Source organism: Rhizorhapis sp. SPR117 (assembly GCF_021742065.1).
Genome location: NZ_JAKKIE010000049.1, coordinates 1 through 19,549, shown reverse-complemented (window position 1 = coordinate 19,549; position 19,549 = coordinate 1). Strand labels below are relative to the sequence as shown.

General features: G+C 57.9%; 21 protein-coding genes. 16 read left to right on the top strand and 5 right to left on the bottom strand.

The window, feature by feature from the left end; genetic code table 11:
- Nucleotides 1-74 precede the first annotated feature (74 nt).
- From L3X40_RS16430 to rpsI, 4 genes are all read left to right on the top strand, one after another.
- Nucleotides 75-1,112: a COX15/CtaA family protein gene (locus L3X40_RS16430; protein WP_237366560.1), complete on the top strand. Its 1,038-nt coding sequence runs from the start codon at nt 75-77 to the stop codon at nt 1,110-1,112.
- Nucleotides 1,109-1,432: a divalent-cation tolerance protein CutA gene (gene cutA / locus L3X40_RS16425; RefSeq protein ID WP_237366559.1), complete on the top strand. Its 324-nt coding sequence runs from the start codon at nt 1,109-1,111 to the stop codon at nt 1,430-1,432. Before L3X40_RS16430 ends, cutA begins: the two co-directional genes overlap by 4 nt.
- A 140-nt stretch (nt 1,433-1,572) precedes the next feature.
- Entirely contained in the window at nt 1,573-2,052 is a 480-nt protein-coding gene (gene rplM, locus L3X40_RS16420; protein WP_237366558.1) for a 50S ribosomal protein L13, read from the top strand.
- Nucleotides 2,052-2,573 carry a 30S ribosomal protein S9 gene (gene rpsI, locus L3X40_RS16415; RefSeq protein ID WP_237366571.1) on the top strand — a complete coding sequence of 174 codons (522 nt, stop codon included), beginning with the start codon at nt 2,052-2,054 and terminating at the stop codon, nt 2,571-2,573. The genes rplM and rpsI overlap by 1 nt, the downstream gene beginning before the upstream one ends.
- An 85-nt stretch (nt 2,574-2,658) precedes the next feature.
- Here the strand turns inward: rpsI and L3X40_RS16410 are convergent, their stop codons facing one another.
- Nucleotides 2,659-3,468 carry a diacylglycerol/lipid kinase family protein gene (locus tag L3X40_RS16410; RefSeq protein ID WP_237366557.1) on the bottom strand — a complete coding sequence of 270 codons (810 nt, stop codon included), beginning with the start codon at nt 3,466-3,468 and terminating at the stop codon, nt 2,659-2,661.
- A gap of 120 nt (nt 3,469-3,588) precedes the next feature.
- Between L3X40_RS16410 and L3X40_RS16405 the strand changes: the two genes are divergently transcribed.
- A complete protein-coding gene (locus L3X40_RS16405; RefSeq protein ID WP_237366556.1) occupies nt 3,589-4,392 on the top strand; it encodes a nucleotidyltransferase family protein in 804 nt (267 codons plus the stop codon).
- Between the two features lie 87 nt (nt 4,393-4,479).
- Nucleotides 4,480-5,226: a phosphocholine cytidylyltransferase family protein gene (locus tag L3X40_RS16400; protein WP_237366555.1), complete on the top strand. Its 747-nt coding sequence runs from the start codon at nt 4,480-4,482 to the stop codon at nt 5,224-5,226.
- Here the strand turns inward: L3X40_RS16400 and L3X40_RS16395 are convergent.
- Nucleotides 5,220-5,654, bottom strand: a complete 435-nt coding sequence (locus L3X40_RS16395; protein WP_237366554.1) for an HIT family protein — start codon at nt 5,652-5,654, stop codon at nt 5,220-5,222. The genes L3X40_RS16400 and L3X40_RS16395 overlap by 7 nt on opposite strands.
- Nucleotides 5,651-6,757: a CDP-alcohol phosphatidyltransferase family protein gene (locus tag L3X40_RS16390; protein ID WP_237366570.1), complete on the bottom strand. Its 1,107-nt coding sequence runs from the start codon at nt 6,755-6,757 to the stop codon at nt 5,651-5,653. Before L3X40_RS16390 ends, L3X40_RS16395 begins: the two co-directional genes overlap by 4 nt.
- Before the next feature lie 262 nt (nt 6,758-7,019).
- Here L3X40_RS16390 and L3X40_RS16385 point away from each other — a divergent pair, with 262 nt between their 5' ends.
- A complete protein-coding gene (locus L3X40_RS16385; RefSeq protein ID WP_237366553.1) occupies nt 7,020-8,324 on the top strand; it encodes a lipopolysaccharide biosynthesis protein in 1,305 nt (434 codons plus the stop codon).
- A 13-nt stretch (nt 8,325-8,337) separates the two neighbouring features.
- Here the strand turns inward: L3X40_RS16385 and L3X40_RS16380 are convergent, their stop codons facing one another.
- Entirely contained in the window at nt 8,338-9,432 is a 1,095-nt protein-coding gene (locus L3X40_RS16380; protein ID WP_338331150.1) for a CDP-glycerol glycerophosphotransferase family protein, read from the bottom strand.
- 163 nt (nt 9,433-9,595) lie between these two features.
- Between L3X40_RS16380 and L3X40_RS16375 the strand changes: the two genes are divergently transcribed.
- Genes L3X40_RS16375 through zapE form a run of 3 tightly spaced genes read left to right on the top strand, consistent with a single transcriptional unit; the run spans nt 9,596 to nt 11,954 of the window.
- A complete protein-coding gene (locus tag L3X40_RS16375; RefSeq protein ID WP_237366552.1) occupies nt 9,596-10,381 on the top strand; it encodes a succinate dehydrogenase iron-sulfur subunit in 786 nt (261 codons plus the stop codon).
- Complete coding sequence (locus L3X40_RS16370; protein WP_237366551.1) at nt 10,378-10,845, top strand: PaaI family thioesterase; 468 nt, start codon at nt 10,378-10,380, stop codon at nt 10,843-10,845. Before L3X40_RS16375 ends, L3X40_RS16370 begins: the two co-directional genes overlap by 4 nt.
- Nucleotides 10,842-11,954 (top strand): cell division protein ZapE, encoded by a 1,113-nt coding sequence (zapE, locus tag L3X40_RS16365; RefSeq protein ID WP_237366550.1) that lies wholly within the window; start codon nt 10,842-10,844, stop codon nt 11,952-11,954. The genes L3X40_RS16370 and zapE overlap by 4 nt, the downstream gene beginning before the upstream one ends.
- An 18-nt stretch (nt 11,955-11,972) precedes the next feature.
- Here zapE and L3X40_RS16360 read toward each other — a convergent pair whose 3' ends face one another.
- On the bottom strand, nt 11,973-13,268 hold the full coding sequence (locus tag L3X40_RS16360) for an FAD-dependent oxidoreductase (protein ID WP_237366549.1): 1,296 nt from the start codon (nt 13,266-13,268) through the stop codon (nt 11,973-11,975).
- A 129-nt stretch (nt 13,269-13,397) separates the two neighbouring features.
- Here L3X40_RS16360 and lepA point away from each other — a divergent pair, with 129 nt between their 5' ends.
- The 6 genes from lepA to L3X40_RS16330 all read left to right on the top strand — a co-directional run bounded on the left by lepA (nt 13,398) and on the right by L3X40_RS16330 (nt 19,485).
- On the top strand, nt 13,398-15,203 hold the full coding sequence (gene lepA / locus L3X40_RS16355; RefSeq protein ID WP_237366548.1) for a translation elongation factor 4: 1,806 nt from the start codon (nt 13,398-13,400) through the stop codon (nt 15,201-15,203).
- A gap of 113 nt (nt 15,204-15,316) precedes the next feature.
- Complete coding sequence (locus tag L3X40_RS16350; protein WP_237366547.1) at nt 15,317-16,582, top strand: glutamate-5-semialdehyde dehydrogenase; 1,266 nt, start codon at nt 15,317-15,319, stop codon at nt 16,580-16,582.
- A 99-nt stretch (nt 16,583-16,681) separates the two neighbouring features.
- The gene (locus tag L3X40_RS16345; RefSeq protein WP_237366546.1) at nt 16,682-18,016 is read left to right on the top strand and encodes a S41 family peptidase; all 1,335 of its coding nucleotides are present in this window, start codon (nt 16,682-16,684) and stop codon (nt 18,014-18,016) included.
- A 12-nt stretch (nt 18,017-18,028) separates the two neighbouring features.
- Nucleotides 18,029-18,514: a disulfide bond formation protein B gene (locus L3X40_RS16340; protein ID WP_237366545.1), complete on the top strand. Its 486-nt coding sequence runs from the start codon at nt 18,029-18,031 to the stop codon at nt 18,512-18,514.
- Nucleotides 18,511-19,059 (top strand): demethoxyubiquinone hydroxylase family protein, encoded by a 549-nt coding sequence (locus L3X40_RS16335; protein WP_237366544.1) that lies wholly within the window; start codon nt 18,511-18,513, stop codon nt 19,057-19,059. The genes L3X40_RS16340 and L3X40_RS16335 overlap by 4 nt, the downstream gene beginning before the upstream one ends.
- 33 nt (nt 19,060-19,092) lie before the next feature.
- The gene (locus tag L3X40_RS16330; protein ID WP_237366543.1) at nt 19,093-19,485 is read left to right on the top strand and encodes a hypothetical protein; all 393 of its coding nucleotides are present in this window, start codon (nt 19,093-19,095) and stop codon (nt 19,483-19,485) included.
- Nucleotides 19,486-19,549: the final 64 nt, after the last annotated feature.

Genomic DNA, 19,549 nt, shown 5'->3' with positions numbered 1-19,549 from the left:
CTCAAACGATACAATATATCATTATCAATTTGTACGCTTGAAAGCCTGATCGCCAAGGTGCAAATGCGTCGCGCATGATCCTGTCCCGCCCACCTGCGCCTTCGCCACGTCCACGCCAGATCGCAAACTGGCTTTTGTGCATTGCTTTGCTGGTATTCCTGATGGTCGTGATCGGCGGGATCACACGCCTGACCGAATCGGGATTGTCGATTACGCAGTGGAATCCCGTGTCGGGCGCAATACCGCCGCTGAGCCACAGTGACTGGGTGAAGGAATTCTCGCTCTATCAGAGCACTACCGAATATCAGACCGTCAATCGGCATATGACGTTGGCTGAATTCAAGTTCATTTTCTTCTGGGAATATTTCCATCGGCTGATCGGTCGCTTCGTCGGCGTTGCATTCGCCCTCCCCTTCATCTGGTTTGCATGGAAGCGTGCCATTCCGTCAGGTTATGGCTGGCGACTGGCCGCGTTGTTCGCCCTGGGCGGGTTGCAGGGGGCGATCGGCTGGTGGATGGTGGCTTCCGGCCTCGTCAACCGGATTGACGTCAGCCATATCCGATTGGCGGTGCACCTGCTCAATGCATTCTTGATCATGGGCGGCCTTGTATGGACGGCATGGGACCTGCGTGCGCTGGTGCGCAATCCTGCTGCACGGCCTGCGCGATTAGGGGGTTTTGCCATTTTCATAATGCTGATGCTGGCCGCACAGCTCTGTCTTGGGGCTTTCACTGCCGGATTGCGCGCGGGTTATGCCTTTGATTCGTGGCCGCTGATGGGCGGCCGCCTGTTCCCGCAGGACGTGGCGATGCTTGAACCGCTATGGCGCAATATCATCGATAATCCCATCGTGGTGCAATTTGCTCACCGCTGGTTCGCCTGGGTCGTGGCTGGAGCACTTGTCCTGTTGGCTCTGCGCACGCAAAGAGTCGGCTCGAAAGGCCCTGCACATGCGGTTATGACGCTGGTTGGCCTCCAGATCATCCTGGGAATATCGACATTATTGTCAGGCGTGGCCCTCTGGATAGCGGTGGCGCACCAGGCAGTCGCGGCGCTGCTCGTCGCGGCAACGGTTATATGCTGTCATCAGCTTGGCAGACGAGAGCGGTGAGCAAGCTTGTCCTGATCTATACGCTGTTCGGCGATGCCGATGAGGCGCGCAGGGTCAGTGCCCTGCTGATAGCCGAAAAGATGGCGGCCTGCGCCAATATGCTTGCCCCCTGCACGTCCCTGTATGAATGGCAGGGAGAGATGCGCGAAGAGACGGAATTTCCCGTGCTGTTCAAAACCATTGAAGCAAGACACGTACCGCTGACGACGCGACTGACCGAACTGCACAGCTATGATATCCCCGCCATTTTATGCTGGAATGCGGCGGTAAACAGCCCCTATGTCGAGTGGGCGGGCCAGCAGATCGACGGCCAAAGGTAATATAATACCCGTCAGGAAAGCCCCGCTTTCTCTTGACTTGCCGGCAATTCGCGTTCAATAGCGCCCCACTTCGCTGCCTCACACAGGCGGCGTTCTTTTGTTTTCAACATCGGGGATCACCCCATCAGGAGATTAGGGCCATGAAGGCGCTGATGAAAACCACCAAGGTTGCGACACCCGCAACGGTGGACAAGAAATGGCTTCTTATCGATGCCGAAGGACTGGTCGTTGGCCGTGCGGCTTCGATCATCGCCAATATCCTGCGCGGCAAGCACAAGCCAAGCTATACCCCGCATGTCGATTGCGGCGACAATGTCATCGTGATCAACGCCGACAAGGTGAAGTTCACTGGCAAGAAGCTGCAGGACAAGGTTTACCACAAGCACACCGGCTATGTTGGCGGCATCAAGAGCGTGACCGCGGCCAAGGTGCTGGAAGGCCGCTTCCCCGAGCGCGTGCTGGAAAAGGCGATTGAGCGCATGGTCCCCCGTGGCCCGCTTGGTCGTCAGCAAATGCGCAACCTGCGCGTTTTCGCGGGCACTGCCCACCCGCATGAAGCCCAGAACCCGGAAGTGCTTGATCTCGCTTCCCGCAACCGCAAGAACAAGGTTGGTGCATGATGACAGATAACCGCCAGTCTCTTTCCGACCTGAAGGACATCGCTGCCGGTGCGCCGGTAGATGATGCCGCCGCCCCGACCGTTATCACTCCGGTTCAGGCCGCTGCGCCGCTGCGTACGCAGGAACTCGACCCATATGGCCGCGCTTATGCCACTGGCCGCCGCAAGGACGCGGTTGCGCGCGTCTGGGTAAAGCCCGGCACCGGCAAGATCACGGTCAATGGCCGCGATCAGGAAATCTATTTCGCGCGTCCCACACTGCGCCTCGTCATCAACCAGCCGTTCGACGTCACCGAGCGTCGTGGCCAGTATGACGTGATCTGCACTGTCAAGGGCGGCGGCCTGTCGGGGCAAGCTGGCGCGGTCAAGCATGGCATCAGCCAGGCGCTGACCAAGTACGAACCGGCGCTGCGCAGCGCGGTGAAGGCCGAAGGCTTCCTCACCCGCGACAGCCGTACCGTCGAACGCAAAAAATATGGCCGTGCCAAGGCGCGCAAGAGCTTCCAGTTTTCGAAACGCTGATCGGCTGCAAGGCTATCGACTACAGGAAAGGGCGGTCCGCTTGGGCCGCCCTTTTCATTTGCGCTGCAGTCGGCCCGCTTCAGAATCACTCGGCCCGCGTCGTGATAAACGAAAGTGCGCACTGCCCCAGGCTGACGGAACAGGGACTTTTCACGCTGGCCTGTTCGCCATCGACCAACAGCGCGATATCTTCATCCCGCAACAATGTCAGTTTATGAGCACAAATCAGGGGCGTGCTTGGCCCGTCACGGAAATCGCCCATAAGCCAGGCCCAGCCATGTTGAAGCAATTCGAGAGCCGTACCCGCTTCGATTCCTTCGGCGCGTAATCCCTCTGCCTCCGGATCAATGAAAATCGCCTGAAATTCTCCTTCCACGCCGTCGACGGACACTGGTGCGCCGTCCAATGTTTCCTGTAACGCCTGAGGAACCGAGTCCACAAGGCGCCCCAGATCGCGCTGCCGCAAGTCCTCTCGCACATCGCCCCAGGCAGCTGTCGGTCCTGCCACGATACCCACCAGCGACCGCAGTCCGCACACTTCCGCCACCGGCAATTTCACGCGTTTGCACCCCTCCACCATCGCCACACGCACGATGTCTATGGGATCGGCATCTCCATGAAGTTTTCGCGACAGCAGGTTCATTGTCCCGCCCGGCAATACCAGCAAAGCCCCGCCCCAGCCGTTCAGCGCGTCCACTGTTGCGTTGATCGTGCCGTCCCCTGTAAAGACCACGATCAGTTCGATGTCAGCCGCATTTGCGTCTGCCGCCTTCGGCAACTGATCCTTCGGCAAGGAAAGAACGCGCTCTATCTGGCCGCCATGCGCCTCAAATGCACCCTTAATCGTGTCACATAAGGTGGCGTCATAACTACCGCTGTCCCTGTTTACGATCATCCAGCATTTCGTCATCAACGCCAAACGCATATTTCAAGGAAAAGGACCCATGTTCTATTTCCATAGTGCCGGGAAAAATGACAGATGCACAACCGCCTCGCCTGCTCTAATCGGGATGTCATGGACCAGCACCAAACGCAGCAAGCCGACGTTACCGCCATGATTCTTGCGGGCAGCCGGCCCGGCCCCGATATTCTTGCGCAGGCAAATGATGTGCCCGCCAAGGCGCTGATCCGCATGCAGGGCGCCTCGATGCTGTCGCGCGTTGCGCACATGCTCGCCTCACATCCCCGTATCGGCCGCGTTCTGGTGCTGGCGCAGGATACAGGAACCCTTTCGCGTGACAAAGACAGCGAATGGATGCAGGCGTATCCGAACATAAGCTTCGTCAGCAGCGGCGGTGGCATCAGCCGTTCCATTGCAACCACGCTGGAAAACGGCGAAGCGGCCTATCCCGTTCTCGTCACGACAGCTGACAATGTGTTGATCGATCATGGCATGATAGACAGCTTCCTTGACGGTGCCGATGGAGCGGACCTTGCGGTTGCGATGGTCGAGCGGCGGGTATTGCATGCTCGTTACCCGCAATCCCGGCGGACCTGGCTCAAATTTCGGGGCGGCTGGTGGTCGGGCGCGAACCTGTTCTGGTTGGCCAGCGACCAAGTGAGGCCGCTGCTCAATCTATGGCAGGGCGTGGAGCAGGACCGCAAGAAAGGCATGAAGATCGTGGGTGCTTTTGGCCCATTGCTGTTACTGGGGGCGTTATTGCGGTTCATCACGATACATCAGGCCATAGCGCGCGCGGGGCGGCGTTTTGGAATCAAGGCCCGCATCATTGCAATGCCGCAGGCCGAAGCCTGTATCGACGTAGACAAGCTCGCTGACAAGCAACTTGCCGAAAGCATTCTGGCTGAACGGACCTGACTGATCCACCGCCCTAATTTCGCCACCGAGGCGCTTTAGGTGCTCACTGGCACCTGCCATTGCCTCCATTCCACCTGGAACTATTTCATGACGATCGAAAAGGCCATTATCCTTAGTGCCGGACAGGGATCTCGATTGCTGCCGCTGACCGCCGACATGCCCAAATGCATGATCGACTTCAATGGCCGGTCACTCATCGAATGGCAGATCGAGGGTTTGAAAGCGAACGGCATCCGTCACATTTCTGTCGTCACTGGCTTTCGTACCGAGCGGGTGGAAGCGCATCTGGCCACCGTCGAGGGGGTGGAGATAGAAACGATCTTCAATCCGTTCTTCCAGGTGGCGGACAATCTGGGAACCTGCTGGATCGCGCGAGCCGCCATGGACCAGGACTTCATCATCCTCAATGGTGACACCATCATATCGGATGAAATTATCGCCCGGTTGATCGCCGGCGCGCATTGGCCGATCAGTGTCACGGTCGATGTCAAACGCACCTATGATGAGGATGATATGAAAGTGCATCGGGAGGGTGAACGCCTGATGTCCATCGGCAAGAGACTGGGCGCCGACGTCGCCAATGCCGAATCCATCGGCATGTTGGCTTTCCGGGGAGAAGGGCCAGGGATTTTCCGCCGCCAGGTGGAGAAGATGATGCGCACTCCCGAAGGGGTGGAGCGCTGGTATCTGCGCGCCATCGATATGCTCGCTATGGAGCAGGAGATCGGAACAGTTTCGATTGAAGGGCTGGAGTGGGCCGAAGTCGATTTCCCGCAGGATGTGGAAATTGCCAAGGCGATGACCGGCAAATGGGTGGATGAAGGCCGCTATTGATCAGGCCATAAGTCCGACAACCAATCCCGCAGCCTGACAATCTCTCCATCATCCAGCTTGCGCGCCTTGCCCAGATCGGGCGGCCCGGGCCAGCTTGGGTCGGCAAGCGTCAGACCGCCCGCTTCCCGTTCGCCTTCATAGCGCGGAAAGACGTGAAAATGCACATGGGGGTCAACCATCATCAGCATCAGATAATTGAGCTTCGCATGGGACACCGCCTTCCCCAATGCGCTCGCAATATCGGCCGTCGCCTGCTTCAATCCAGCAAAGGCCGCAGGCGACAGGTCGCCGAAATCGGTGACGTCCGATTTCGCTGCCAGCACAAGCGATGCCAATGTGACCTGAGCAGGCCGCAAAAGCACCGCCCAATGATCATATTCGCGGATCAGCGTCGCGGGATAGCCGAATTTGACAATCGTTTCATTCATACCGCCTGCTCCAGCCAGCTTGTCACCTTGCCGCCGCTCTGCCGCGCCCAATAAGCCTGCCCCAGACGCACGGCGTGGATCGCACACGAAATTACCGTCCACCAGGCAACCAGCACAAGCCCGGTATCCGGGCGTCCCACTACCAATGATCCCACCAGCAGGGCCATATTGGGATTGCGCCGCGCCGTGATCAGGCGAAAACGCGAATCAAACGGTCGCCAGACATGAATATGTATCCCGAACGACTTGATAAAGGCCCCCTCAATCAGCCGCTGCACGACATAGCCAATCACTATGGTCGCCATCACGATGAGGAAGGTTTCTTCGCCCAAAGGCAATCCGACAACCGCTACGCCCACGCCCCATGCATACCACCAGAACGGAGGATGGACGAGGTCAATGCCATGATCGAAGACATTCCCCCACCAGGAGGAGGTGATGGTACAGCGGGCAAGTTTCCCGTCCACCGTATCGAGCACCATGAAGACAAAGCCCGCAGCAATTCCCGCCCAGAAATGCCCAAAATAAAACAACCATGTCGCGTAAACGCATAGCGCCGCACCAATCATTGTCACCATATTGGGCGTCATGCCGATCCGCGCCGCAACACGGGTCAGCACCAATGCCAATTCAGGCCAGAGATATTTGGTAAGGATATCGGTGACGCCCTTGTAAGCACCGTAATAGCTTTGCCGTTCAATGCTGCGCACAGTCTGCGGCGTCAGCGGCTCGACGAAGGGACATTCGAGTTTTCGCAGAGAATCATTATAGATTTGGGGCCGCTCATCATGGTCGATAACTGCGAAACCCGCGGGCGCTGCCATGACGCCGCTGGTCAGCATCACATCAAGCCACCCTCTGTCACTGCTGGAAGGCAGATGGGCCAGCACCGGCTTGCCCCGAGCGATCAATACCGTGCCTGGCCGCTTTAGCAGATAACGGAACCAGAGCGGATCGAAGGCAAATTCCAGATTGATCCACAGGGCCGGATCATCTTTGCCGCCCGGCGCAAGCGTTGCCGCATGGGCCAACCGGCGGATGCGCTCTTCATTATCCATCCCCCAGATGCGCGTATCATTATGTCCGGCGAAGTGAAGCTGCATCGCTTGTGTCACAAGGGTCCGTTCCGTCTTTGATCGTTCGCGCTCGCGAATATGGAAGCGCCCTCATATCAGAGGCTTTCCGGCTGTCAAAAGGCGACGTTTGACAATTCCCGCCTGCCGTGCTGTTCCGCTCGCCAGCCCACAGCAGCATGTCCGAAGGAATGTTAATGATGAAATTCGCCATGCTGAAAGATGGGATGTCCGGCGATTTGCATGTGATAGCTATGTGCCTATGTTAAGGGGAGTTGGAAAACCGCGCTGGATGCACGGCGATACGTCCATAGGTCGCATCCTGCAGAATACTGTCTGGCTGCTGACGGGAAAAGGCGTCGGCGCTGTCCTGAGCCTGTTTTACCTGGCCATCGTCACGCGCACGCTGGGACCGTCGGGCTTTGGTCAATTTGCGTTGATCCTCAGCACGGCGCAGGCGATCGGCATCATTGTCAGCTTCGAAACTTGGCAGATCATTGTAAAGTTCGGGCAGGAGCATGTGCAAAGCGGCGACAGCGGTCGTTTTGGTCGGCTCCTCACATTTTGCATTGCCATTGACCTTTGCGGCGCATTGGTCGGTTGCCTGATTGCGGCGGCGGCAGTGTTTCTGCTCAGCCCCTATTTCGACTGGTCGCGAGAGACCGGCCTGCAGATCATCGCCTTCTGCGCAATCATGCTGATCACCATACGGTCGACGCCCATGGGAATATTGCGATTATTCGACCGGTTCGATGCAGGCGCCCTTGCGGAAACCATGGTGCCGGTAGGGCGGATGATCGGCGCTGTCATTGCCTGGCTGGTCCAGCCTGACGTCACGGCTTTCCTGATCGCCTGGGCTTGTGCCGAATTACTCTGTGCGACGACATATTGGACGCTGGCCCTGATGACGGCACGTCGGCGCATGGGGCGATGGAATGGACGACGATTTTTATCTACACCTCGTGAAAATACGGGGATCTTGGGCTTTCTTGCCGCGACCAATGTCAGCACCAGCGTCAGTGGCCTTACACGACAACTATCCGTACTGTTGGTGGGATTCTTTACTGGGGCCGCAGGTGCCGGCCTGTATCGCCTGGCCTATCAACTCAGCGCTTCCTTGGCGAAAATATCGGGATTGCTCTCACGCACGATATTTGCCGAATTAGCCAAGGTGCATGTCAGCCAGTCCGGCAAGGATTTGCGGAAACTGTTCAGACGGACCAACCGGCTTGCGATTATTGCAGGTGGTGTGATCATCGCGCTGATCCTGCTGCTTGGCAAACCATTGTTGCTTTTGATGGCGGGGCCCGAATTTCTGGGCGCCTATCCGCTGCTACTGCTGCTTGGCATTGCCGCCTCCATCGATCTGGTCGGGGTAAGTTACGAACCCTTGCTGATGGCGACAAATCATGCGCGCGTTTCAGTCGCCATAAAGCTGGTCAATGCCGTGCTGCTGCTGGGTCTTCTCGCCGCACTGCTCCCGAACTTTGGTCCCGTCGGCGCGGCCCTTGCAACCGTGGCGGTTTCGGTCGTCGGCTTCCTGTTCATGGGTGCCTTTGCACGCAAATATGCCGGACAGGTGAGAGAGGCTGACTAACCTAAAATCATCACTAATGCTTCTGAACTTTCCCGCTCCTGTCCTTGTCGATGAATTCCATGATGATTTCGGCCTGCCGCATCGATGCATCTTTATCGTTTTCACTGACCGACCTGTGAAGCGCCTCGATCTGTATCGCACTATATTGGACTTGAACGGCGGCTGCTTGCCTCAACATTGAAGGGAGATCGCTTAGCTGCTCCACGACCTGACCCATATGCCAATGGAGAAAATCCGGATCGTTACACCAGGCAATATGATCAAGATTCAGGAACAGGCACGGTCTCGGTTGCCGAATGAACTCGTATACCTGACTGCTTACATCGCCCAGATAGATATCAGCACTGTTGGTATAACTCATATCAATGGAATGACGGCTTCCCAGGTCGATGCGGATGTTGGAAACATTTGTCGTGAAATTTGCCAGATCAGCCTTCATCTTCACATGCGGGGCAACTATGAAATTGAAATCTGTGATAGTCTCGAAACAGCGGAGCAACTCCTCCTCATGATTGAACCAGGACGATAGCCTTCTGTCAAAATGCGGATTATACAATACTACCGGCTGGTCATTGTCGAAAAACCGCTGGGGCGGCGCCATCATCTCGAATTTGCTATAGCCCGCGGCCTGGCAGTTGTCCGACCGGACGAGACCCTTTTCGATCAACCGCTCCTTGTCTTTCTCACCTGCAACCAAGGTTAGATCATAAGCGTCATGACGTTTCCTATATCCGCCTGACCGATCACCAGCGCCATGTTTGATCTGGATCATTTTCGACGCAAAACCAGGAAATTTCTTCAGATGCCCGCTGGAGACTTCCGTCGTTACAATATAACGGAAAGAAGCAATCGTGCGATAGTTGAGCAACAGGACCGCGAAGCGGGAAGGCAAACGAAAAAGCGAGTCGGGTGAAAATGGCGGTCGCCGCAACTGCACTATTTCAAGCAAGCCATTGTCATCGTAGCTGGAAATGAACTCACTGATAGCGCGAGACGAGGAAAGAACGCTGACCTTCACATCAAAATCACGAGCAAGACGCAGTGCCACTGGAAGCCAATGGAATATCTGGTGTGCTTCCGAAATGGCGAGGAAGGCGATCTTCGTCAAAATGTCACGGTCTCACTCTGAATGGAGCATAATGCTGCATCTGCAGCGCGGGAAGAAACTTGGCAAGGCCGATACACATTCCCCAGCCGCCACCGCGTAAAGAAACTCTTTCCGTCCGGCTCATGTTTGGCTATCGGCTTTACCCAGTAGATAAGGATGAGATATGGCCGAATTCACATTGCCGAAGAACAGCAAGATCAGGGGCAAGGGTGCCGTGCACAAGGTGCCTGCGGGCGCGGCGCGGGTGAAAGCGTTCAAGGTTTACCGATATGATCCCGATTCGGGCGAGAATCCCCGCTACGACCGGTTTGAGATCAATCTCGACGAATGTGGGCCGATGGTGCTCGATGCACTGATCAAGATGAAAAGCGAACAGGACGCCTCGTTGACCTTTCGCCGGTCCTGCCGGGAGGGGATTTGCGGTTCCTGTTCGATGAACATTAACGGCAAGAACGGACTTGCCTGCACCACCGCGATTGAAGATTGCAAGGGTGAGGTTCAGATCACCCCGCTTCCGCATATGGACGTGATCAAGGATCTGGTCCCTGATTTCTCACATTTTTATGCGCAATATAGTTCGATCCAGCCCTGGCTGAAAACCGTAACGCCACCGCCGTCGGGCAAAGAACGTCTGCAATCGCCCGACGACCGCGCAAAGCTGGACGGTCTGTACGAGTGCATCCTGTGCGCCTGCTGCTCCACAAGCTGCCCCAGCTATTGGTGGAATTCGGACAAGTTTCTTGGTCCCGCCATTTTGCTTCAGGCGTATCGCTGGTTGGCCGACAGCCGCGATGAAATGACGGGCGAGCGACTGGACGAGTTGGAAGATCCCTTCCGCCTTTACCGCTGCCACACCATCATGAACTGCGCCAATGTTTGCCCCAAGGGCCTTAATCCCGCCCGCGCCATTGGCGAGATCAAGAAAATGGTGGTCGAGCGCCAGCTTTGAGTGCCTCTGGAGTCACTTTCGATCAGATCTTTCATAGCGGGCCGGATCCCGACGACTCGGACTGGACGCTGCTCGAACCGCGGGATGAAGAATTTTTCGTCAGGCTTTTTGGTCCGATTCGCCTGAAAGCGGAGGGGCCAGCGCGGGTACGTTGTCGCGTGCGGAGCGAACTGCGGCATCAGAATTTGATTGGAACGATCCATGGCGGATATATCATGGCTCTGGTCGATCAGGTGCTGTTCCTTTGCCCCCATGCCCTGGGAATAAAGGGCGGCGCTGGCGGCGCGACGTTGGATACCAGCACGCAATTTTTCGCGCCGCTGGTGCCGGAAAAGCCCATTGACGCGGTAGTCGATGTTCTGCGGGAAACGAACCGTCTCATTTTCATGCGTGGCCTGATCGAGCAGGACGGCCAGCCCGCCGTTGCCTTTTCGGGAACGATCAGGAAATCGAGCGCCGGATGAAGACGGTCATCGAACGCTATGAAGCGTTGATCGCGGCCGGGGAATTACGTCCTGACCCGGACCAATCGGCGGCGGCGGCGCGTTTGAACAAGCTGCAGGCGGAACTGGAGGCTGTTCCACCACGCGGTTCCGTCCTGTGGCGGATGCTGGGCAAAACGCCTGAGCCTCCGCGTGGTCTGTATATGTGGGGCGGCGTTGGGCGCGGGAAGTCCATGCTGATGGACTTGTTCTTCGATCAGTTACAGGTTCAGCGCAAACGACGCGTCCATTTCCACGAATTCATGATGGAAGTGCATGACCGCCTGCGCGAGGCTCGCAAATCCGAAAGCGGCGACCCCATTCCGCCTGTCGTCGCGGCGATTGCCGATGAAGCACGCGTGCTCGCCTTCGATGAAATGGTGGTCAACAACATGGCCGATGCCGCGATCATGTCGCGCCTGTTCACCGGCCTTCTGAACGCACGGGTAACGGTGGTGACGACGTCGAACCGCCCGCCGCGCGATCTGTACAAGGACGGCCTGAACCGCGCGCTCTTCCTGCCCTTCATCAGCTTGCTCGAAGAACGGCTGGACGTCATGTCCCTCAATGGTCCGACCGATTATCGCCTGGAACGATTGGGCGGCGTGAATATGTGGCACGTTCCCGCCGGCCCGGAAGCAACAAAAGCGCTTTCGACCGCCTTTTTCCGCCTGACCGATTATCCGCCGGAAGACCGTGCCCATGTCCCGGCAGAAGATATTGACGTGCATGGCGGTCGCGCATTGCATGTGCCCAAATCGCTGAAGGGCGTCGCGGTCTTTTCCTTCAAACGCCTGTGCGCCGAGGCCCGCGGCGCCGCAGACTATCTTGCGATCGCCCGCAAATTTCACAGTGTCATCATTGTGGGGATACCCCGGCTTGGCCCTGAAAAACGTAACGAAGCCGCTCGCTTTAAAACACTGATCGACGCGCTTTACGAATATAAGGTGAAGCTGCTCGCCAGCGCCGAAGCGGAACCTGCCCGATTATATGAAGAAGGCGATGGCGCGTTCGAATTCGAACGCACGGTTTCACGTCTGATGGAAATGCAATCCAGCGAATATCTGGCGCTGGGTCATGGCGAGAAATGACAGCCTGACAGGCCAAGTTTAGCCCTTCGCGCGGATCATTTCCTCGATCACCACGAATTTTTCGCGCGGGGCGCCATCGCGGGCGCGTTGCGTTTCGGCCTGTTCTATCTTCTGCCAGTCGCGGAAGGTGATAATCTCTACGCCCCGTTCGCCCAGCAGCGCGTCCAGACCGGCACGCCCGGCCTTGCCAGCGCCCCCACCAATATCTTCTGCGATCTTGTCGGCGATCATATAGCCGTCGGGACGATTGGTGCCGATGGTGCCCGTCGGGCCGCGCCTGGCCCATCCAACGCAGTAAAGCCCCGGCAGTATCCGCCCCTCATCATTGGCGAAACGACCCCGGCCATGTTCATAAGGCACGCCTTCAATTGGCGGCGTCGAATAGCCGATGCAGCTTACGACCATACTGCAATCGATGCTGTAGCGCTCGCCCGTGCCCCGGCTACGCAGTTGATCGTCCAGTTCGGTTCGTTCGACGACGATGCGTTGTACCTTGCCATCGCCTTCAATCGCCACTGGCATGGCGTAAAAGTCGAATTCGATCGTTACGGGCTTGGCAACCGGATTGGCGGCAAAATCACGCAGGTGAGCGACCGATTTGCGCACGCCAGGTTCCAGCAGCGCGTCCGCGCCCTCCTCTGGCAAGTCGCTCGGGTCGACGCGGGGCGCTGCACGTTCCAGGTGGCCCAGCTCGCCCAATTCCTTGGTTGTCATGGCGATCTGGTGAGGTCCTCGCCGGCCAAGGATTGTGATATGCCGCAATGCGGATTTCTTCAGGTGCTCCAGCGCGTGAGCGACAATGTCGCTACCCAGAAATTCACGATCTGTCTTGGCCAGTATACGGGCAACGTCCAGCGCCACATTTCCGTTGCCGATGATAACCGCACCCGTACCATCAAGGGGCGGCTCGAGTTCGGCAAATTCGGGATGCCCATTATACCAGCCGACAAAGGCGGCACTGCCGATCACCCCGGACAAATCACTCCCCGGAATCTCAAGGGGCCGATCGTGCGGGGCTCCCGTCGCAACTATGACGGCGTCATACAGGTGCTGCAGTTCACTGATGCTGACGTCCTTACCAACCAGAACATTACCGACAAACCGCACATTATCGGTCAAGGCCACCGCTTCGTAGCGGCGCGAAACGGCCTTGATCGACTGGTGATCGGGGGCAACGCCAAAACGGATCAGCCCGTATGGAACAGGCAACCGGTCGATTATGTCGATACGTACATCTTCGCCGAAAAGCTTCTGACAGGCTTCGGCGCTGTAATAACCCGCAGGTCCCGACCCGATCACTGCCAAATGCCGCATGTAGCTCTCCCGCGTTTTCATAAAGATGCTAACGCCGAAACACGTGGGCGCAAGCGGTTTCGGGGAAGTTGAGCCCGGCAAGGCCTAAGAATTGCTGACAGGCTGATGGCTTGCTGCTATCGGGCGGCAATGAACGACCTCAGCACTATACGCAACTTTTCCATTATCGCTCATATCGATCACGGCAAGTCGACTCTGGCGGACCGGCTGATCCAGCGGTGCGGTGGCCTGACCGACCGTGAAATGTCGGCGCAGGTCCTTGATAATATGGATATTGAGAAGGAACGCGGCATCACGATCAAGGCGCAAACGGTGCGCCTGAATTATACCGCGAAAGACGGGATTACCTACGAACTGAACCTGATGGACACGCCCGGCCACGTCGATTTTGCCTATGAAGTAAGCCGCAGCCTCGCCGCATGCGAAGGCGCGCTGCTGGTGGTCGACGCCGCGCAGGGGGTGGAGGCGCAAACGCTCGCCAACGTCTATCAGTCAATTGAACATGACCATGAAATCCTGCCCATTATCAACAAGATCGACCTCCCCGCCGCAGAACCGGAAAAGGTGAAAGCGGAAATCGAGGATATCATTGGCCTGGATGCATCCGAAGCCGTGCTGGCCTCGGCCAAATCGGGCATCGGCATCGACGACATACTGGAACAGATCGTAAAGAAGATCCCCGCTCCCAAGGGGGACCGCAATGCCCCGCTGGAGGCCATGCTGGTCGACAGCTGGTATGATCCGTACCTCGGCGTCGTCATTCTGGTCCGGGTAATCAATGGCGTCATCAAAAAGGGCCTGAGCGTCAAGTTCATGAATGCCGGCACCGAGCATTTGATCGACCGCGTGGGGTGCATGCGGCCTAAAATCGAGCAATTACCGGAACTTGGCCCCGGCGAGATCGGCTTCATCACCGCACAGATCAAGGAAGTCGCCCAGACCATGGTCGGCGACACCATCACTACGGTCAAGAATCCGGCGGCAAAGCCCCTGCCGGGATTCAAGGAAGTGCAGCCGGTGGTCTTTTGCGGCCTGTTCCCGGTCGATGCGGCGGATTTCGAAAAGCTGCGCGATTCGATTTCCAAACTGCGCCTCAACGACGCCAGCTTCAGTTTCGAAATGGAAACCAGTGCCGCATTGGGTTTCGGCTTTCGCTGCGGCTTTCTGGGCCTGCTGCATCTGGAGATCATACAGGAACGGCTGACCCGCGAATATGACCTGGACCTGATCACCACTGCGCCCAGCGTGGTCTATGAAATCCACATGAACGACGGGTCGGTGAAGCAGTTGCACAATCCGGCGGACATGCCGGAGGCGAATTATATCGATTTCATCGAGGAGCCCTGGATCGAGGCGGTCATATACGTCCCCGACGAATATCTGGGTTCCATCCTGAAACTGTGTCAGGACCGGCGCGGCATCCAGAAGAACCTGACCTATGTCGGCGGCCGGGCACAGATCACCTATGAACTGCCGCTCAACGAAGTAGTGTTCGATTTCTACGACCGGCTGAAAAGCATCAGCCGCGGTTACGCCAGCTTCGATTATCACCAGATCGGCCACCGTGAGGGCGATCTGGTCAAGATGAGCATTCTTGTGAACAATGAGCCGGTCGATGCCCTTAGCATGATTGTTCACCGGGGCACCGCCGAGGCGCGCGGACGGGGCATGTGCGAACGGTTGAAAGACCTGATTCCCCGCCATTTGTTCAAGATTCCGATTCAGGCGGCGATCGGCGGCAAAGTAATCGCACGCGAAACGATCGCGGCATTGCGCAAGGATGTGACTGCAAAATGCTATGGCGGCGACATCAGCCGCAAGAAAAAGCTGCTCGACAAGCAGAAGGAAGGCAAAAAGCGGATGCGTGAATATGGCAGCGTCAGCATTCCGCAGGAAGCGTTCATCGCCGCGTTGCGGATGGGGGATGAAAACTGATCGCATTTGCCGCCGGCGCTTGATCTGACCTCCTGGCCGCTTGTCGCATTGAGACGTGGTATGGATGGACGAGCGCTTTTGTCGTCCTTGCTTCTATGGTAGGGCATATGACCATGAATGACATGACTCAGACGCCCGAAATGCTCATATCAAACATGGGACAACGCGCACGCAAGGCGGCGGCTGTGCTTGCCAGCGCCAGCGATACGCAAAAGGCGCAGGCACTGCGCGCGGCGGCGCAGGCATTGCGCAATGCTGAACGGACAATTATCGCCGCCAATGCCCGCGATATGGAAAACGGAGCAATGAATGGCCTGTCACCCGCCATGCTCGACCGGCTGAAGCTGGACAGTGGGCGGGTTGCAGGGATTGCCTCAGCGGTTGAGGCGGTCGCTGACCTGACCGATCCGGTAGGTGCGGTGATCGACGAAAGCCAGCGACCTAACGGCATGGTGTTGCAACGTGTGCGGGTCCCGCTGGGCGTCATCGGCATTATCTATGAGAGCCGTCCCAATGTGACCGCTGATGCTGCGGCGCTGTGCTTGCGCTCGGGCAATGCGGTCATCCTGCGCGGCGGTAGCGAAGCAATGGACAGCAACCGCGCCATCCACGCCGCGATGGTGGAAGGAATCAAGGCTGCGGGATTGCCTGCCGATGCGGTGCAGCTCGTACCGATCACTGATCGGGCGGCGGTGGGCGCAATGCTGAAAGCGGCAGGCCTGATCGACATCATCATCCCGCGCGGGGGCAAAAATCTCGTCGCGCGGGTGCAGGAAGAAGCGCGGGTGCCAGTGCTCGCCCATCTGGACGGCATTTGCCATACTTATATTCACAGTGCTGCGGACCCCGATATGGCGCGGGACGTTGCGCTTAACGCTAAAATGCGGCGGACGGGAATCTGCGGGGCGATGGAGACGCTGCTGATCGACAAGGATTTTGCTGATCCGCGTCCCATTGTCCGCGCATTGATCGACGCGGGCTGTGAAGTGCGCGGCGATGATGCCATCCGAGCGCTGGACAAGCGGGTGAAGGCGGCACAGGACGCCGACTGGGACACTGAATATCTCGACAGCATCCTGGCCGCACGGATCGTCGATGACCCGGATGACGCGATGGCGCATATCGCGGCGCACGGCAGCCACCACACCGACGCGATCGTGACCGAGGACGCCGCGACGGCGGAGGCCTTTTTGAACGGAGTCGATAGTGCGATCGTCATGTGGAATGCCTCTAGCCAGTTTGCCGATGGCGGCGAATTTGGGCTGGGCGCGGAAATTGGCATTTCTACCGGGCGCCTGCATGCGCGCGGGCCGGTCGCGCTGGAAGGGCTGACGACCTATAAATGGATTGTCCGCGGGACAGGCCAGACGCGCCCCTGATCCGGTTATTTTCGTTCCCTCGCCATTCAAGCCTCCTTTGCAAGTCCCGGCCAATGCGCGTATATTCCTGCCATATGCTTCAAGGATGCCTGACCTGATATGAAAAAAGCCTTCGTCAAAGCCACCTTACTTGCAGGCGCACTGGCGCTGGTTCCGGCCACCACCGCTGCGCTCGCGGAAGCGGAGGGCAATAGTTACCGGACGCTGGACGAATTCATGGATGTGTTTCAGCGGGTCCGGGCCGACTATGTCGACAAAGTGGACGATGAAAAGCTGATCAAGGGCGCGATCGACGGTATGTTGGCCAGTCTCGATCCGCATTCCAGCTTTCTCGATGCGCGGGATTTCGAAAATCTGCGGACCCAGACCGATGGCGCCTATGGCGGCCTTGGCTTGTCTGTCACGATGGAGGACGGTGCGGTAAAGGTTATCGCACCGACAAAAGGCACGCCCGCCGACCGGGGCGGTATCAAGGCGGGCGATTATATCACCCATCTGGATGGCGAGCTGATCTATGGCGGCACGCTGGATGATGCGGTAGAAAAGATGCGCGGCGCACCTGGCACCAGCATCAAGCTGACCATAGTACGGCCGGGCCGCGATCAGCCCTTCGATGTCAGCATTACGCGTGAAATCATTGAGCTGAAGCCCGTTGATTGGGAAGTGAAGGACGGGATTGGCGTCATCAACATCGTCAGCTTCTCCGCCAATACGGGCGCTGATGTACGTGCCGCAATCCGCGGCATTGGAAAGTCTCTGGGGCATAAACCCACAGGCTATATCCTCGATTTGCGCTCCAATCCGGGCGGCTTGCTTGATGAGGCGATCAACGTGTCCGACGTGTTCCTGGAACATGGCGAGATCGTGTCGCAGCGTGGCCGCCAGAAGAGCGATATAGAACGCTATTATGCCAAGGCGGGTGACGATACAGGCGGCCTGCCTGTGATCGTGCTGGTCGATGCGGGGTCTGCTTCGGCCTCTGAAATTGTGGCGGGCGCTCTACAGGATCAGCGACGTGGATTGGTTATGGGTGAGCGCACATTCGGCAAGGGCAGTGTTCAAACCCTGTTGCCCCTGTCCAACACGACTGCGCTGCGCCTGACCACGGCACGCTATTATACGCCATCGGGCCGGTCCGTTCAGGAAGGTGGGATCGAACCCGACATCCGCGTGCCGCAACTGTCCGATCCCGATTACAAAACGCGTCCACGCTTCCGCGAATCGGATCTGCGCCGCCACCTCATCAACGAGGCAAAGGTCGACAACAGCATATTGGAAGACGACAGCAAGAAAGATCCGCGCTTCGATACCAACGCCGAGGCATTGAAGAAGCAGGGAATCGAAGACTTCCAGCTCCATTATGCGCTGGAAACCATCGGCCGCCTTGCAAAAAACCCGGTGCAGGTGGCAGCGCATACCAGCAGCAAGAAATAGGGCGATAGAGATATGCGCGGTTTGACGCTGGCCCGCCTGATCGCGCTAATTGCCCCTACCGGGCTATTGGGCGGCGCGTTGCTATCGCAATATGTCGGCGGGCTTGCTCCATGCGAGATGTGCTACTGGCAGCGCTGGCCCCATGCGGCTGCGATCATATTCGCGCTGTTTGCTATCCTGCTGCGTGGCGGAGCGGCGGGGCGCTTTTTCCTGATCCTGGCCGCGCTCTCCATCGCCATCAGCGGCGGCATCGGGGTTTTTCATGCAGGTGTCGAATATGGCTGGTGGGAAGGTCTGACAGCCTGTTCGACCAGTGGCGCGAGCGACAATACGCAGGACATATTGAATAGCATCATGGCGACGCCGCTTGTCCGCTGTGATGTGCCGCAATGGACGTTGCTGGGCATCTCGCTTGCAGGCTATAATGCGATCTTGTCATTGGGAGCCGCCGTCACCATTCTCATCCTGATGACCGGACGCAGGAGGAAACTGTCATGACAGTGCGCCACGCCGGACCCCGCCCCGGACAAAAGCAGGTCGACAAAGCCTCCATGTTGCGGGTTAATCAGGCCGGAGAATTTGGTGCAACCCGGATCTATGCAGGGCAGATCGCGGTTCTGGGTGACCGGCACCCGATGGGTCGGGCAGTGGCAGGCATGGCGGCGCAAGAGGAACGGCATCGTCAGCATTTCGACGCCATGATGGCCCGGCGCGGCGTGCGTCCGACTCTGCTTGCGCCATTGTGGGACCGGGCGGGCTTTGCACTGGGCGCGGTGACCGCCGCAATGGGACCCGAAGCGGCCATGGCCTGCACCGCTGCAATAGAGACGGAGATCGACCGGCATTACAGCGCCCAATTGGATGAGCTGGGCGATACCGATCCCGAATTGACCGAAGCGATCAGGGATTTTCAGGCCGAAGAGGTCGAACATCGTGAGATAGCATTGGCGTCAGGCGCAGAAAACGCCCCCGCCTATCCGCTGCTTTCCGGATTCATTCGGTTGGGATGCCGTACCGCTATTGCGTTATCCAAACGCATCTAATGACCTCCCGGTAGGGAGGCGGAAGGACGAGACATGAAAAAGCTGATGATCGCTGCAGCTCTTGCAGGAATGGTGCTGCCTGGACTCGCTTCCGCGCAAGAAAGGGAAATAGCCGGCGCAGTTGACGATGCGTCGGTCAAGATCAATCAGCTCATCGTCTATGGTGATGACCCCTGCCCGGAAAGCACCGCCGACCAGATTACCGTATGCGCTCGCAAAGGTGAAAATGAGCGTTTCCGCATTCCCGAAGCGCTGCGCAGCGAATCCAACCGGCCTGCCAACACAAGCTGGACCACCCGCGCGGAGGCATTGGAATATGTCGGCCGCAGTGGAACCGACAGTTGCTCGCCTGTTGGCGCAGGCGGATTTACCGGCTGCTTCAGTCAGTTGATGCGCGAGGCACGAGCCGAACGGCTAGTCACCTGAATCCGAAGTTCGCTTCATTGTTTTCTGGCAGAAGCGTTTGACGGCGGCGAGGATCTCGTCGGCG

Excerpts from the sequence above, each read along its gene's own strand:
- L3X40_RS16375 (WP_237366552.1), top strand. The coding sequence starts at position 9,596 with ATGGCCGAATTCACATTGCCGAAGAACAGCAAGATCAGGGGCAAGGGT.
- L3X40_RS16400 (WP_237366555.1), top strand. The coding sequence starts at position 4,480 with ATGACGATCGAAAAGGCCATTATCCTTAGTGCCGGACAGGGATCTCGA.
- L3X40_RS16345 (WP_237366546.1), top strand. The coding sequence starts at position 16,682 with ATGAAAAAAGCCTTCGTCAAAGCCACCTTACTTGCAGGCGCACTGGCG.
- L3X40_RS16385 (WP_237366553.1), top strand. The coding sequence starts at position 7,020 with ATGCACGGCGATACGTCCATAGGTCGCATCCTGCAGAATACTGTCTGG.
- zapE (WP_237366550.1), top strand. The coding sequence starts at position 10,842 with ATGAAGACGGTCATCGAACGCTATGAAGCGTTGATCGCGGCCGGGGAA.
- rpsI (WP_237366571.1), top strand. The coding sequence starts at position 2,052 with ATGACAGATAACCGCCAGTCTCTTTCCGACCTGAAGGACATCGCTGCC.
- L3X40_RS16330 (WP_237366543.1), top strand. The coding sequence starts at position 19,093 with ATGAAAAAGCTGATGATCGCTGCAGCTCTTGCAGGAATGGTGCTGCCT.
- L3X40_RS16405 (WP_237366556.1), top strand. The coding sequence starts at position 3,589 with ATGGACCAGCACCAAACGCAGCAAGCCGACGTTACCGCCATGATTCTT.
- L3X40_RS16430 (WP_237366560.1), top strand. The coding sequence starts at position 75 with ATGATCCTGTCCCGCCCACCTGCGCCTTCGCCACGTCCACGCCAGATC.
- lepA (WP_237366548.1), top strand. The coding sequence starts at position 13,398 with ATGAACGACCTCAGCACTATACGCAACTTTTCCATTATCGCTCATATC.
- L3X40_RS16390 (WP_237366570.1), bottom strand. The coding sequence starts at position 6,757 with ATGCAGCTTCACTTCGCCGGACATAATGATACGCGCATCTGGGGGATG.
- L3X40_RS16360 (WP_237366549.1), bottom strand. The coding sequence starts at position 13,268 with ATGCGGCATTTGGCAGTGATCGGGTCGGGACCTGCGGGTTATTACAGC.
- L3X40_RS16350 (WP_237366547.1), top strand. The coding sequence starts at position 15,317 with ATGAATGACATGACTCAGACGCCCGAAATGCTCATATCAAACATGGGA.
- rplM (WP_237366558.1), top strand. The coding sequence starts at position 1,573 with ATGAAGGCGCTGATGAAAACCACCAAGGTTGCGACACCCGCAACGGTG.
- L3X40_RS16335 (WP_237366544.1), top strand. The coding sequence starts at position 18,511 with ATGACAGTGCGCCACGCCGGACCCCGCCCCGGACAAAAGCAGGTCGAC.
- L3X40_RS16410 (WP_237366557.1), bottom strand. The coding sequence starts at position 3,468 with ATGATCGTAAACAGGGACAGCGGTAGTTATGACGCCACCTTATGTGAC.
- L3X40_RS16395 (WP_237366554.1), bottom strand. The coding sequence starts at position 5,654 with ATGAATGAAACGATTGTCAAATTCGGCTATCCCGCGACGCTGATCCGC.
- L3X40_RS16340 (WP_237366545.1), top strand. The coding sequence starts at position 18,029 with ATGCGCGGTTTGACGCTGGCCCGCCTGATCGCGCTAATTGCCCCTACC.